Origin of the sequence: Spiroplasma culicicola AES-1, from assembly GCF_000565175.1 — a bacterium.
Lineage (GTDB): Bacteria > Bacillota_I > Bacilli_A > Mycoplasmatales > Mycoplasmataceae > Spiroplasma_A > Spiroplasma_A culicicola.
The window spans coordinates 306,939-322,298 of the sequence record NZ_CP006681.1; the positions used below are offsets into that span (position 1 = coordinate 306,939).

The following is a 15,360-nucleotide window of genomic DNA, read 5'->3' on the forward strand; positions in this document are numbered from 1 at the left end:
CAGGAGTCTTTTATTATGAAAAACAAATTAAGTTACATATTAATTTTCACATTTTTAATTTCAATGATATCGAATGTAGTTTCTTGCTTCCCAAAGCAATTTGCAGATTATATCTATATTAAGTTGCCGTTTGAATTAAATCAGTTCATAAATTATGAAATAAATTATCAAGACAATTATACTAATATAGATCCTTGTTGCGATGATTATTTATATAAAAATACTATAAGTAGCTCAATTAAACCATTTTTAGAGTATGTTTATTGGGGTGAAATGGCTTATAAGTATAACCCCAAAGCTGAAGTAGATTTTATTTTAGATGAAAATGAAACCTATGCAATTGTAAAAAATAAAATGACCTATATTGAAGATGGAGTAGAAAAAATCTTAGAATATAATTTTTATGCTTATTGAGTTAAATTGGGTTATTTTACAATAGTGGGTTCAGACCAATACCATCACGCTTTTGGAAATTATAGTAGAAGGTTCTTTGATTACCTGGAATTCATCGAAGAATTAAAGCGAGATAAAATAAATTTATAATTAAGTCTTGGTAATTATACAAATTTTCCCTAAAAAGATGCATTTTATTTGTTGAGGTGTCATTATGGGCAGAGTTAAACAAATAGTAACATTTGTGAAAGATTTAGATCAAGAGCAATTTTTAACATGCATTGGTACAACTTGCAGACAAATTAAAGAAGGTTTGAAAATACATTAAATCAGATTGCACTGATTATAATACTTGCATAGGAATTGCAATTGATGAGCACAATGAAATATTTGTTGATAATACAATTACTAGAAAACTACAAGTAAAATATGTAGAAAAAGCCTTAACAAATGAACTTATTGAACAAGGTTCAACACTACAGATATGTAATCACTCTATCAAAGAGCTGCTACACAAACAAGACCACAAAATCTAGCCTTTAAAGGATCTGCTAATCTAGAAAATATATATAAGCATCTAGAAAAAGTTAGTAAACTATAATCAAATTTTAAAGAATTTATATATAAATTTCATGAATTAGGATTTAACAATATTAAAAAATACTTAAGATTATGAAAATGACAATATACAGAATGAAGAAAAACAAAAAAAGTCAGTTTAAAAACCTTTACTTTTTCCAATACCAAATTAATAAGTAAAATATAAATAGTTACAAATAATATTAGAAAATATCATATGATATTTACCTTTTATATGCAAAAATCCATCAATCTGATGGATTTTGAGGTTTTGCCAAGATTTAAAGGTAAAATTAAATCTTATTTTTAAATTAGTTGGTAAAAGAGACTAAAAATAAATTATAATTATTATGATTTTATTCTGTATATGTCACGGCCTTTTAAAAGAGTGACATATAAAAAGTTTTTAAAATAACACATAATTGAAATTGAATATATAAAGGAGAATTTTTAACTATGGCAGAAATTAAATTTATGGCCCTTGGTGGTCAAGATGAAAGAGGAAAAAACACATTTATCGTTAGTGTTGATGATGAATTATTTGTGTTTGATGTAGGAATTAAGTTTCCAGAAAGAAGTATTTTAGGGATTGATGTTGTAATTCCAAGTTTTGAATACTTAAAATCAAATGCAAAGAAAATCAAAGGAATATTTTTATCAAATCCAAGTAGTAATAATGCTGGAGCAATCAGTTACATTTTACGCGAAATTGATGTGCCTGTTTATTGCAATGAATTGACAACAACAATTTTAAAATACCGAAACTTAAAATATCGAATTAAAAATAGAGAAAATAACTTCAAAATTGTAAATGATAAAGAAATCATAAATTTTGGAAAAAATAAAATTGAAATCTTTAGAACTACTGCAAGTTTTCCAGAAACTTTTGGATTTGCACTTCATACAGAAAATGGAACAATTGTTTATGCTGGAGATTATATAATTGATGGAAATGAACAATCATGATTCTCAACAGATATGAATCATTTATCTGAAATTTCTAAAAAAGGAGTATTAGCATTAATTTCTGACTCAGAACATGCTTCAAGAATTGGTTATACTGTTCCAAATCACAGAATTGATAAATTCATTTCTGCACCAATGAAAGATATGAAAAGAAAGCTTGTTTTGGGAATGTTTGAAGAAGATGTATTCAAATTATTTGAAATTATTAAACAAGCAAAAGAACAAGGAAGAAAAATGGCAATTTATGGAAAAACATTGTCAAAAGTTGTTGAATCAAAAATTATTCAAGATTCATTAGCTGTTTCTAAAAGTGATATTATCTCTCTTGAAGAATATATGAAATCTGAAAATGGTATTTTAATTGTAACTGGAGCTGGAGATTTATTATATTCACGTCTTGCAAAAATTGCATCAGGAAATGATGAAAGTATTGAGTTTTCAGAAAATGATACTATTGTATTGGCAACTCCTCCAGCAGCTGGAGTTGAAAAAAGACATGCAGAAATTTTAGATGAACTTGCAAGAACTAATGCCAAAATTATTTCATTAAGTGAAAGAAATATTTGATCAATGAGAGCAAGTTATGAAGATATTAAATTAATGACAAGAATTATGAAACCAAAATGTTTCATTCCAATTAAAGGATTATACAAAGATTTCTTAAGCGCAGAAAAGGCTGCTAAAGAAGCTGGAGTTTCACCAGAAAATATCCAATTAATTAACAATGGACAAGTTTTAAAAATTACAAAAGAGGGTAAACTTGTAATCTCGGCTGAAAATATTAAAACAAGTGATGTTTATGTTGATGGTATTGGAGTTGGTGATATTGGTGCTGTTGTTTTAAATGAAAGAAAACAATTGGCAACTGATGGTGCTGTTATAATTGGGGCAAACATTGATGAAAAAACAAAAGAGTTAGCTTCTTTAATTGATATTCAAATGAGAGGTGTAATTTACATCCAAGAAGATAATCCAATTTTTAAATTGATGCAAAAGCAAATTATTGATATTTTGGAACGTCACAAAAATGATTCAAAAACTAATGGTACAGATTATGATTTAAATGTAATTAAGAAAGAAATTATTTCAAGAATTAGAAGTACTGTTAAACAAGAAACTGGTAAACAACCAATCGTTCTTGTAATTGTCAATGAAATTAATATTTCATCATTCTATGAACCAAAAAAACGTTAATATTTTAAAAACCAACCTATAGGTTGGTTTTTTCTATAAAATATATTAGAAATAAAACTAAAATGTATTAAAATCATATGGTAAGGGCAAAACTAAGGGTGACTTTTTTTATGAACAATTTCAATGAATTTGGAAATGGGTCAACTGACAATGATTCTGATAGAACAAGGGCAATGACTTTCCAAAAGAAACAAAGAAAACCTGATTCAATATCATGAATTGTTACAGCATTAGTATTATTTTTCTTGACAGTAATGTCATTGGGAAGAATTACAATTGTTGGACAATTATTAGATGATATTATTTTTACTTTGCCATTTGGATGATTTAAATATTTCTTATACTTATTATTTTTCATAGTTGATTTTGCTATATATTTTGGAATTAAATTTAAACCTAAAAAAAGATTTATTGCTATGGTTTTTGTAACTTGAATCATGATGTGTTGAATCATGACTTCAATTCTATTTATAGTAGCTCACTTAACTCAAGCACAAGATTTAAAAATTGAAAATTTTTGAAGTGAAGATATTTTAAAAGTATCTGTTTCTTCTTATTTTGAGCACTGAAAAAATCACTCTTATTTTGGAACTGAAGATCCACATTGATTAATTTCTAGTCGCGATAGTTACTTTACTAGTTGAGCTGGTGGGGGAATGTTTGGTGCTGTTTTAAATGGAATTGGTTCATATACAACAATTTATGGATCATTAGTATTGGCATTGTTCTTCTTTTTTATCAATATGATGTGAATCTTTACAGGAGATCCATTATACTTGTTTAAACCAAAAGCAAAAAGAAAAGGAAAACGATTAAGAATTTTATCACTGGGCTCAAAACAAAATAATAATTTACAGCCAAAAAAAGCTGGGAAGAAAAGAAATATTTTTAATATTATTCGTTTTGACTCAACAAAAACTTTAGATGATATTGATTTTGTTCATTCAATTCGTGAATCAGATATTACAATTGAATTACCAAGTTTTTCACGTGTAAATGAAAATCAAGTATATCAACCAGTTGATCAAAACTTTTATAATGATGATTATTTTGTTGATTATCAAGAACCAAGCCCAATGTTTAATGATCTTGATTTTGCCTATGATAAATCAAAAAACTATGCAATTGGAAATCGTGGATATAGCAAAGTTGATCAAAATATAAACTTACTTGAAGAAGACAATTTTGATCAGCCATTAGAACAAGAATTTAATCCTCAATTTATTCCTAGACCTCTTAAACAAGAAGTTTTTGAAGAAGAAATTAGAAAAGGAAGTGTTTCTTCTTCTGAAAGTGCAAGAAGAGAATTTGAACGTCAAACTAAAGTGACTCCTCATGGAATTGGGGGTCAAACAGAAGAATTCTTAAAAGACTTTAAAAAAGCTCCAACTGAAGCAGATCAAATTACTTTAGAAGACTTTATGAATAGTGCAATTTCTGAACAAGAATCACGTGAAAAACAATGACAAAAAACTCAAACTTATGTATCTCCAATGGAAGAAATTCGCAATAAGAGATTTGGTAATTCAAATGGTAACTTGCCAATTCGCAATCAAGTTACAAAAACAATTGAATTAAATACTCAAAATTCTTCACAAAAAGTTGTTTTTGTAAATAAAAGTTATGTTTTACCAACAATTGATATTTTAAAAAGTGATAGTAATAGTCAACAAGAATATGAAAAACAAAAACAAAAATCTAAACTAAAAGCAGAAGCAATTAATCAAACTTTTGCACAATTTAATGTAAATGCTAAGGTTGTTAATATGAATATTGGTCCAAGTGTGACAAAATTTGAAGTTCAACCAGGTCCTGGAACTAAGGTAAATAACATTACTAGTTTGGAAAATGATTTAAAATTAGCATTAGCAAATCAAAATGTTAGAATTGAAGCACCAATTCAAGGAAAAGCAGCTGTTGGGATTGAAGTGCCCAATGATGAAGCATTAATTGTTCCCTTAAGAAGTGTAATTAATAATATTCCATTACAAAAAATGAGTTCTAAATTATTGTTTGCAATTGGAAAAACAGTAATGGGAGAAATGTTATTTGGTGAATTAGATAAGGCACCTCACTTGTTGGTTGCAGGTTCAACTGGTAGTGGTAAATCTGTGATGATTAATGGAATTATTACTTCAATTTTAATGAGAGCAAAGCCTCATGAAGTAAAATTCTTAATGATTGATCCAAAACAAGTAGAACTTTCAATTTATTCATCAATTCCTCATTTACTAGCACCAGTTATTAGCGACATGAATTTGGCAAATAATGCTTTGAAAAAAGTTATTAATGAAATGGAAAGACGTTATATTTTATTTACAAATAATGGTGTTAAAAATATTGAAGGATATAATTCAAAAATTAAAGATGAAACTAAACGTTTACCATTTTATGTGATTGTCATTGATGAACTTGCAGACTTAATGATGACTGCCAATAAAAAAGAAGTTGAAGATTCAATTATGAGATTAACTCAAATGGCAAGGGCTGCGGGAATTCATCTAATTGTTGCTACTCAAAGACCATCAACTGATGTTTTAACTGGAGTAATAAAATCAAATATTCCTACAAGAATTGGATTTTCTGTGGCTTCAGGAATTGATTCAAGAACAATTCTTGATTCAATTGGAGCAGAAAAATTAATTGGAAGAGGAGATTTATTGTATCTTCCTCCAGGTAGTTCAAATCTTTTAAGAGCTCAAGGTGCTTATGTGAGTGATGATGAAATTGAAAGAATTGTGCAACATTGTTCAAGTCAACAACAACAAATGTTTGAAGAAGAATTTATGCGTATTGAAGAAGACCACTCTCATAAAACTGGTTCTGGTTTTGGAAGAGATGAAAGATATGAAGAAATTAGAACTTATGTTATTGAACATCAAAAAGCATCAACAAGTTTATTACAAAGAGTATTTTCAATTGGTTACAACAGAGCTGCTAAAATTATTGATGATTTAGAAGACGAAGGTGTTATTGGTCCTCAAAGTGGGTCAAAACCAAGAGAAGTTTATTGAAAAAAAGAAGAAATATATTAAAAACACCAAACAATAATTGGTGTTTTTTATTTATAATATTTTCAAAAGAAGGTGACCAGAATGAATGTTGAAAAAATTTTAAAAAATTTACCTGAAAAATCTGGTTGCTATATGTATTTTAACGATAAAGAGCAAGTAATTTATGTTGGAAAGGCTAAAAATTTAAAAAAACGTGTAAGCTCATATTTTAATAAAGTTCATGATTTTAAAACTACTCAATTAGTGAGAGAAATAAATAATTTAGAAACAATCATTACAAATAATGAAAAAGAATCGTTGCTACTAGAACAAAACTTAATTAAAAAATATAAACCAAGATACAATATTGTGTTAAATGATGATAAAAAATATCCCTATATTGCTGTTACAAATGAAAAAGATCCAAGATACATTTATATTCGTAATTTTGATTCAAAAAATAAAATATCATTTGGACCACTTCCTGAGGGTTCAAGTGCAAGAAGTATTTTAAATACTCTAGAAAGAATTTATCCGTTAAGAAGATGCACAGGATACATTGGCAAACCATGTTTGTATTATCATATTAATCAGTGTAGTGGTGCTTGCTTTAAAGAAGTTGAACCTAATTATTATCAAAATATGATTTTAAAAGTCAAAGATTTTTTTGATGGCAATTCTAGTGAAGTTAAAGAATTATTAGAAGAAAAAATGTTAATTGCATCAGACAATCTTCAATTTGAAGAAGCACAACGAATTAAAGAAATTATTCAGCATTTATCATTTACTCTTACAAAACAAAACGTTGACTTAAATGATAATTTAAATAGAGATATTTTTAATTATTATGAAGACTTTGATTATTTTTGTTTTACAGTTTTATTTTATAGAAAAGGCCAATTGGTTTTAAAAAACCAAGAACTTATTAAAAATAATGGACAAAATATTGAGGAATTATTTTTAAGTTTTATTAACCAAATTTATGCTAAAAATTTAATTCCTGATTATATTGTTATTCCAAAAACTATGCAAATGGAAGAATTAAATTTAGTTTTTAATAATAAAATTTTGACCGAAGATGATCAAATATCACATAATTTACTAAAATTAGCATTAGATAATTCAAAAGAATATCTTGTTGAAAAAATTTATTATAAAGATAATCAAAGTATTACTAAAGAAGAAGTTTTAAAAGATTTACAAGCAACTTTAAAATTACAAACATTTCCATATCATATTGAAATGTTTGATATTGCAAATATTTTAGATGAATTAGTAACAGGGGCTATGGTTGTCTATAAAAATGGATTACCAAGTAAAAATGATTTTCGAAAATATAATATTGATATTGAAGAAAGTGGAGATTATCACAGAATTAAAGAAGCAGTTTATCGTCGATATCGAGAAGCTAAAAATTTACCAGATTTATTAATAATGGATGGAGCAATTAGTCAAGTGCATGCTGCAAAAGAGGCATTAAAGAAATTGAATTTAACTATTCCTATAATTGGTTTGGTTAAAAATGATCATCATAAAACAGATCATATTCTTGATTTAGAAGAAAAACCTTTGTTTATTAACAAAGATACACAGGTATTTAAATTTTTAGAAAACATTCAGTTAAGAGTGCATAATTATGCAATTGCTGGATTTAGAAAACGATTTGTTCAAAATAATATTAATGATGTTATTGTTAATAACATTAAAGGAATTGGCCAAGTTAAAATTAAAAAACTTTATGAAAAATTTAATACAATAGAAAATATAAAAAATGCAAATTATGAACAATTATTTGATATTATTAAAAACAAAGTAATAACAAATCAATTAATAGAATTTTTAAAGGAATATAAAACCAATGGATAAAAACGTGAAAGCAAAAAAGAGAAAAAAATACATTCCAGAACCTTTTGCAAAAATTAAAACACCATTTTGAAAAATTGATGACTTAAAAGATATTACTGCAATGGCAATTCCAATCTTTATTCAATTATTATTTAATATTTTTATTGCCCAAATAAATTTAGTGGCAATTAATCATTATAAAGATGGTGCATATGCTGAAGGGGTAGCAAAGGCAATTTTGAGTTATAATACATTACAATTTATTCCCAGTTTAATTTCAACTGGAACAATTGTTGTTGCTGGTAACTTAATTGGACAAGGAAGAAAAGAAGAAGTAAGTAAAGTAATTGTTACGGGGTTATTAATTAACTTTGCAATTACTTCAGTAATATTTATAGCAACAGAGAGTTTATCAGATTATATCGTTCAAATGATGGGAGCAAGTGATGGAGCTTCAATTCATGATACAGCTGGTAATGTTTTAGAAGCAAATGAATTAGCATTTGTTTCAAAATATTATCGTTTAATCAATATCAATTTATTAATATTATCAATTTCTCAAGTACTAGTAGCTGGGTTGCAATCTATGAAAAAAAGTACTTATGTAACAATTAGTGCAATTGGGGCAAATGTAATTGATGTTACAATTGTGTCAATTTTATTATATGCAACTAATATAAATCCAATTTACTCTGCACTTGTAATTCCAATTGCAGGAATATTTCAAATTATTTATTTAATATTTATGAATTTTAAATTTATTGATTTTAAAATCAATAAACATAAACAGTTAAATAAAGTTTATGCAATTGAAACATTAAAAACAGGATTGCCAATTACAATTGAAATGGGAGTGTGAAACCTATGTAATTTTGCAACGGGAACTGCAATTGCAAAATTATCTCCTGAAATTGGAGATGAAAATCCATGAATTGTTTTACATAGAAATGCACAAAGTATTGGTCAATACTCAACTGCATTTATTCAAGCAATGGGAACAGTTACTTCAGTATTTGTTGCTAGAAAAATTGGTCAAAATGACAAACAAGCAGCTTATGAAACTGCAATCAATTGTTGAAAAGCAGCAATTTATGCCACAATTATTGCCAATATTTTAATGATGGCTGCAAGTTATCCAATGTTAGAAATGCTAGGTTCAAAAGGAAAGTAATGACCTTGAGGAGTTGGCCTATTAGCAATATTTACCATAAAAATTATCTTTGATACAGTTAATATGACTTTATTAAGAGCATTGTGAAGTGTTGGAGATTTATGATATCCAATTTTTGTATCATTTATTACAATGGGAATTGCAATGGTTGCATTACCTTATGTTGTAATTTATGGATTTAATTTAACTGGGGGATGAGGATTGTTAGCAATTTATGCAGTTTTAATTACAGATCCTTTAAGTAGATCTATAATTTACTTAATTAGATGATTAAATGGAAAATGACAAAAATATGTACATATAATCAATTAAAAAGTGTATAATATCATAGTTAAATAAAAGGGGACTAGACATCATGGATAAAGAAATTATTTTAACCAATGAAGGACTTAATGAACTAAATCAAGAACTTTTACACTTAATTAATGTTGTAAGACCACAAGTAATTGAAGAACTTGTTGAAGCACGTGCACAAGGAGATTTATCTGAAAATGCAGATTATGATGCTGCAAGAAATCGTCAAGCTGAAGTAGAAGCTAGAATCAAAGAAATTGAAGGTATGCTTGCTAAAGTAACAATTATTGATGATAAAGGTAAAAAAACTAGTGAAGTTAAAATTGGAAATACAGTTACTTTTACAAATCAAAAAACTAAAAAAGAAATGACAGTTAAAATTGTTGGAGCTATTGAAGCAGATCCATTTGAAAATAAAATCTCAAATGAGTCACCATTAGCAAAAGCAATGATCGGGCGTTTAGCTGGAGATGTTATGGAAGTTAAAGAATTAAAAGAACCTTACAAAATTACAATTAAAGAGATAAAATAAACCTAATTAGATTAGGTTTTTTTAATGGAGGAAATATGATAAAGTTACAAGTTAAAAATAGTTTTAAAGATAATTATCCAAAGTTATATGTAATTGGAACTCCAATTGGTAATTTAAATGATATTTCTCCAAGAGTGATTGAGTCATTTAATGATGTTGCAAAAATTTATTGTGAAGATACACGCGATAGTAAAAAACTAGTAGATCATCTCAAAATTATAAAACCTTTATATGCTTTGCATAAATTTAATGAAGTAGAGTCAAGTCAACAATTAATTTTAGACTTACAAAATGGTTTAAATATTGCCTTAATTAGTGATGCTGGTGTTCCATGTATTTCAGATCCAGGTAGCAAAGTTATTGAACAAATTTATCAACATACAAATCAATTTAACATTGTTCCAGTAAATTGTGGTCCAGCCTATATTCATGCAATTGTGGCATCTGGATTTGTAAGTAATTCAAATTTGTTTTTAGGTTTTTTAGATAAAAAACCAGAACAAATTAAAAATCAATTATCAAAATTTGCAAATACTGATTGTATTGTTTCATTTCATGAATCAGTTCACAGAGTTAAAAATACAATTAATCTTTTAAATAATTTCTTAGATAAAAATACTTTAGTATCACTTTCTAGAGAAATAACTAAAGTTAATGAGCAACATATTAGGGGAGCAATTTTTGAAATTTTTGAATATATCAATTCAAAAGATTTTATTGAAAAAGGAGAATTTGTAATTTGTATTGAATCAAATTACAAATTAAAAGATAGTAGTATCGACAAAGAAATTGATTATATTGCTTTAATCAATCAATTAATAGAGCAAGGTATTTCAAAAAAAGAAGCAATTAAACAAATTTCAAAAAAATATGGTTTAAATAAAGCAGAACTTTACAATAATTTTCATAAAAAATAATATTTAAAAAATGCAAAAAAATGTTAAATTTGCATTTTTTTTAACGATTACTATATTGGGAGGTGTTTTTATAAAAGAATTAACTAAATCACAAAAAATTAGTGTAAAAGCAGGTGCTGGAAGTTTATCTACTATTATTAAAGAAACAACAAATCTTGTTAAATCAGGGTTTGAATTCATTGAAAATATATTTACTTATACAGTAGGAACTGTATTTTTGTTTCAACATGCCAATGATTATGACAAATTAGAAATAAAAATGGGCAATACTTCAATTAAATATGACAATAGTGCTTCAAATAAAGCAGAAATTGAAAATCAAAGTCAAATTCCTGAGCCAGTTTTATTGATCTAATAGAGATTTTGAAAAAAAATTATTTATTTGCTAAATATGTTGTAAAATTATTTAGGTTGCTAGTTTCAACCGCTCTTTTGTGTGTTCTTAAGAAATTTTTATTTAATAAAAATTCACATACAAGGCGAGTCTAGACTGGAGGAATAAAGATGTTCGCAATTATTAAAACAGGTGGAAAACAAATTAAAGTACAACCTGGTGACGAAATTTTTATCGAAAAAGTTTTAGTAGAAGAAGGTAAAAAAATTACTTTTGATGAAGTTTTAGCTACTGATTCAGCAATTGGTACACCATTAGTTAAAGGGGTAACAGTTACAGGGACAGTTGTAAAACAAGGGAAAGAAAAAAAATTACGTGTTGTTAGATACCATCCAAAGAAAAACGTAAACAAAGTTTATGGTCACAGACAACCTTATACTAAAGTAAAAATCGATGCAATTTCAGCAGGAGGATCAGCAGCACCAAAAGCAGCTGAACCAAAAGCTACACCAGCTACTTCAGGAGAACCAAAAGCAGCTCCTAAAGCTACTACTGCAGCAAAATCAACAACTGCAGCACCAAAAGCTACTACTGCAAAATCAACTACTGCAGCAAAATCAACTACTGCAGCAAAATCAACAACAGCTAAACCAACTACAAAAACTGAGGAATAATTAGTGGTAGTTGCTAAATTAAAAAAAGATAACAATTTCATTCAAGAAATTAGTTTATCAGGTCATGCAAATGCTGCAAATTATGGTAATGACTTAGTTTGTGCTGGAATTACAGCAATTGTAAATGGAGCATTAAATGGCTTAGACCAAATGTTTAGTGAATTTGTTGAATTGATTGTTTTAAAAAATGATATTAAGATCATTGTTAAAGTTGAAAATAAACAAGTTCAAGATATTCTTGAATTTGTCAAAATTCAATTAGAAACAATCGCTATTCAATATCCAAAAAATTTTAGAATAGAGGAGGTGCTTTAAGATGCGTTTCTTATTAGGATTACAATATTTCGCTTCTAAAAAAGGAGTTGGGTCTACTAAAAATGGTAGAGACTCAGAATCAAAACGTTTAGGAGCAAAAAAAGCTGATGGAGAATTTGCAAATGCAGGTTCAATTATCTTTAGACAAAGAGGTACAAAAATTCATCCAGGTTCAAATGTTGGACGTGGAGGAGACGATACTTTATTTGCTTTAGTTTCTGGAATTGTTAAATACCAAAAATTTGGTAAAAAAAGAACTAGAGCAGTTGTTATACCACAAGAAGCAAAATAATTTAAAAAGCTCATTTATGAGCTTTTTTTGTTGGTAATATATAAACGGATAAGGATTGGGAATAAATGAGTATATTAAATATAATTATTATTAGTGGATCAATTTTGGGAGTCTTATTTTTAATTTTATTAATTGTTTTAAATGTAAGACATGTTAAAAAAAATAGAGTTAATAAAATTAATATAAGTATTAAGCATTTTAAAAAACGTTTTAGTAGTCATATGGACAAACACTTAATGATTCCAAAATACAATTACATAGAAGTATTTGATATTTTTCCTTTTAAAAGTAATTTTTCAAAAACATATGAAAAGTTTCAATCAAAAGGATTAACTTCATATTTAAAACAAGTTCAATTTTTATTTGAAAAAGAATGAATGAAAAATGGAATGCGTTTTTTTGATTTTTATGTAAAATTTACAAGAGAACTTGGAATTTATAATTCTATTGTTTTAAAGTCATATACTAAATTAACTTCAAGAACATTTGAATTGTATAGAAGAGTTTTTGTTAATGAAGTAATGCCAAGTATTATTGCCAAGTATCATAAACAAGATTATGGTCTAACAAGTTATGAAAGAATTGATTTTTTCATTGAAGAGCAATTTAATGAATTTGAAAAAAGCCTAGTAATATTAACAGATCATGCAATTAATATGATTGCAACTCAAATTGTTGAAGAAACTGAATTTGATTATCGCTATTATACAAAAATTGATTACAATGAAAACTTACAGTCAACTAAATCAAGCTTATTGAATGCATATGAAGTATTACAATTTAAACCAAATGGGACTGATAGTGAACTTAAAAAAGCATATGTACGTTTGATTAAAAAATATCATCCAGATAATGTTAAACTTGGTGATGAACAAAAAATTATTGAAATTAATAATGCTTATGAATTAATTCAAAAATATCGAAATGCCTAAAAAAAGGAGAATTTAAAGATGGAAGTAAACAAAACACAATTGTTGGGAACATATTTTGAGCAAGCTTTAGAAGAGACTCAAAAAATTATTCAAATCCCTTCATATAGAAGAGATTTAACATTTGGAGCTCCAGTTCATGAAGATATTGTCAAAGTTTTAGATCATTGTCTTGATTTATGTAAACAATTTGGTTTTAAAACATTTAAAGCCGTAGATAATCGTTATGGTTATGCAGATTATGGAACTGGTGAAAAATTATTTGGAATTATCTGCCATTTAGATGTTGTTCCAGCAGGAAATTTAAGTGAGTGAAATAATCCCCCATTTGAACCGATTATTAAAGATAATAAATTATTTGGAAGAGGTTCTTTTGATGATAAAGGACCAACAATGATGAACTTATTTGCTTTCAAATATTTAATTGATAATGGTTTTAAACCAGATTATACAATTAGATTTATTTTTGGTACCAGTGAAGAAACAAACTGAGAATGTATGGAAGCATATGTTGAAAATGAAAGACTATGTGATTTGGGATATGTCCCTGATGGTCATTTTCCAGTTGTTTATGCAGAAAAATGAATTAGTGACATTGATTTAACTGGTCAATTTGATTGTGATTTTACAATTAATGGAGGTCAAGTTTATAATGCTGTTAATGATTTGGTAACTTATCAAGGAAAAGATATTGAAAAAATTCAACAATACTTAACAGCAAATAAAATTGAAAGTTATGTAGAAGAAAATACATTATTTGTAAAAGGAGTATCTGCTCATGGAAGTTTGCCTTTTAAAGGAGTATGTGCTTCTTCTTGACTACTAAGTGCATTGGATTCAATTGGTGTGATTCACCCATTAGTTCAATTTGTGGCAAAATATGGTCATAATAATACTGAAATGAGAGAAATTTTTGGAGATCTAACTGATGAAACAGGAAATTTAACTGCTTGTAATGGTATTATTAAGGTGGATAGTAAAGAATTTAAATATACATTTAACTTTAGAATTCCATGTACAAGAGATCCCCATGTTGATGTAAATGATAAATTAACTCAATTTGTTAAACCAATGGGAATTAGTACAAAAGTTGTATCAATCGAAGAAAAAGTCTATTTTTCAAAAGAAAGTGATGTTGTCAAAAACATTATGCAAGTCTATCGAGAAGTCACTGGTGACTTTGATGCTCAACCAATAGCAATTGGGGGAGGAACATTTGCAAAATCAATGCCTAACATGATAGCATTTGGTGCAGAATTTGATATGAATGATTCAACAATGCATGCGTATAATGAATATGTTAAAATTGATGATTTGAAAAAGATGATGGAGATTTATGCAAAATCAATGACAAAACTTATGAAGTTTTAGAAGGAAGGCGTTAATATGCATAAAAATGATTTAAAAAATTTAAATGACTATATTTTAGAACATGCAAAAATGCAATTTGTTTGTTTTAATTTAAGTAAAAATTGTGATGATTTAGGTTATCCTGGATTTACACATTTTTTCCAAGTACAAGCCCAAGATGAATTCTTACATCAAAGAAGAATTATGAACTATATTTTAGATAATGGTCTTGATTATAAAATTGAAGGTGCCAATGTTGAAATTAAAAAATTTGACAATATTGTTGACATTTTAAAAGAATATATTCATCACAGAACACATTTTGCAAAAATTACAAATCAATATACTGAAGAGGCAAAAAATAATATGGATTATACAACTGTAAAATTCTATGAATGATTTGCAATAGATTTTTATGAAGAAATCTCAGAAACTAATGATTTAATTGATTGAATAAATATGAGTAATCAAAATCATTATGATATTGATAAAAAAGTATTGATGAGAGAAAATCCTGATACTTTAGCTGTTGTAGATCCCTTTGCACCACATCAAGATTAAATTAGAAAAAGCCGTTTTATA

15 protein-coding genes, 1 pseudogene and 1 other annotated feature are annotated in these 15,360 nt (G+C 27.0%); all 16 genes and pseudogenes read left to right on the forward strand.

From position 1 onward, the window contains the following. The first annotated feature begins 15 nt into the window (after nt 1-15). The gene (locus SCULI_RS01435) at nt 16-543 is read left to right on the forward strand and encodes a hypothetical protein (protein ID WP_025362856.1); all 528 of its coding nucleotides are present in this window, start codon (nt 16-18) and stop codon (nt 541-543) included. A 131-nt stretch (nt 544-674) separates the two neighbouring features. Next, nucleotides 675-929, forward strand: a complete 255-nt coding sequence (locus tag SCULI_RS05645) for a hypothetical protein (protein ID WP_148294456.1) — start codon at nt 675-677, stop codon at nt 927-929. Nucleotides 930-1,428: 499 nt separating this feature from the next. Further along, nucleotides 1,429-3,132, forward strand: coding sequence for a ribonuclease J (locus SCULI_RS01440; RefSeq protein WP_025362857.1), 1,704 nt, complete (start codon nt 1,429-1,431; stop codon nt 3,130-3,132). Between the two features lie 110 nt (nt 3,133-3,242). Continuing rightward, on the forward strand, nt 3,243-6,167 hold the full coding sequence (locus SCULI_RS01445) for a DNA translocase FtsK (RefSeq protein WP_038648009.1): 2,925 nt from the start codon (nt 3,243-3,245) through the stop codon (nt 6,165-6,167). A 60-nt stretch (nt 6,168-6,227) separates the two neighbouring features. Continuing rightward, complete coding sequence (uvrC, locus tag SCULI_RS01450; protein ID WP_025362858.1) at nt 6,228-7,991, forward strand: excinuclease ABC subunit UvrC; 1,764 nt, start codon at nt 6,228-6,230, stop codon at nt 7,989-7,991. Beyond that, nucleotides 7,984-9,141 carry an MATE family efflux transporter gene (locus SCULI_RS01455; protein ID WP_025362859.1) on the forward strand — a complete coding sequence of 386 codons (1,158 nt, stop codon included), beginning with the start codon at nt 7,984-7,986 and terminating at the stop codon, nt 9,139-9,141. Before uvrC ends, SCULI_RS01455 begins: the two co-directional genes overlap by 8 nt. A gap of 63 nt (nt 9,142-9,204) precedes the next feature. Further along, nucleotides 9,205-9,453 carry a hypothetical protein gene (locus SCULI_RS01460; RefSeq protein WP_025362860.1) on the forward strand — a complete coding sequence of 83 codons (249 nt, stop codon included), beginning with the start codon at nt 9,205-9,207 and terminating at the stop codon, nt 9,451-9,453. Nucleotides 9,454-9,496: 43 nt separating this feature from the next. Next, nucleotides 9,497-9,967, forward strand: a complete 471-nt coding sequence (gene greA / locus SCULI_RS01465) for a transcription elongation factor GreA (protein WP_025362861.1) — start codon at nt 9,497-9,499, stop codon at nt 9,965-9,967. Nucleotides 9,968-10,002: 35 nt separating this feature from the next. After that, entirely contained in the window at nt 10,003-10,884 is an 882-nt protein-coding gene (gene rsmI / locus SCULI_RS01470) for a 16S rRNA (cytidine(1402)-2'-O)-methyltransferase (RefSeq protein WP_084656538.1), read from the forward strand. Nucleotides 10,885-10,894: 10 nt separating this feature from the next. Next, nucleotides 10,895-11,239, forward strand: a complete 345-nt coding sequence (locus SCULI_RS01475; RefSeq protein ID WP_025362863.1) for a hypothetical protein — start codon at nt 10,895-10,897, stop codon at nt 11,237-11,239. A gap of 57 nt (nt 11,240-11,296) precedes the next feature. Beyond that, nucleotides 11,297-11,381, forward strand: a sequence feature (ribosomal protein L21 leader region). Nucleotides 11,382-11,388: 7 nt separating this feature from the next. Next, nucleotides 11,389-11,685, forward strand: a pseudogene (gene rplU / locus SCULI_RS05735) (50S ribosomal protein L21); the annotation flags it as partial. A 210-nt stretch (nt 11,686-11,895) separates the two neighbouring features. Further along, on the forward strand, nt 11,896-12,207 hold the full coding sequence (locus SCULI_RS01485; protein WP_025362865.1) for a ribosomal-processing cysteine protease Prp: 312 nt from the start codon (nt 11,896-11,898) through the stop codon (nt 12,205-12,207). A 1-nt stretch (nt 12,208) separates the two neighbouring features. Continuing rightward, on the forward strand, nt 12,209-12,499 hold the full coding sequence (gene rpmA / locus SCULI_RS01490; protein WP_025362866.1) for a 50S ribosomal protein L27: 291 nt from the start codon (nt 12,209-12,211) through the stop codon (nt 12,497-12,499). Nucleotides 12,500-12,564: 65 nt separating this feature from the next. Next, on the forward strand, nt 12,565-13,431 hold the full coding sequence (locus tag SCULI_RS01495) for a J domain-containing protein (protein ID WP_025362867.1): 867 nt from the start codon (nt 12,565-12,567) through the stop codon (nt 13,429-13,431). A gap of 18 nt (nt 13,432-13,449) precedes the next feature. Next, nucleotides 13,450-14,799, forward strand: a complete 1,350-nt coding sequence (locus SCULI_RS01500) for a Sapep family Mn(2+)-dependent dipeptidase (RefSeq protein WP_025362868.1) — start codon at nt 13,450-13,452, stop codon at nt 14,797-14,799. A gap of 15 nt (nt 14,800-14,814) precedes the next feature. Next, nucleotides 14,815-15,339: a ferritin-like domain-containing protein gene (locus SCULI_RS01505; protein ID WP_025362869.1), complete on the forward strand. Its 525-nt coding sequence runs from the start codon at nt 14,815-14,817 to the stop codon at nt 15,337-15,339. Nucleotides 15,340-15,360 lie beyond the last annotated feature (21 nt).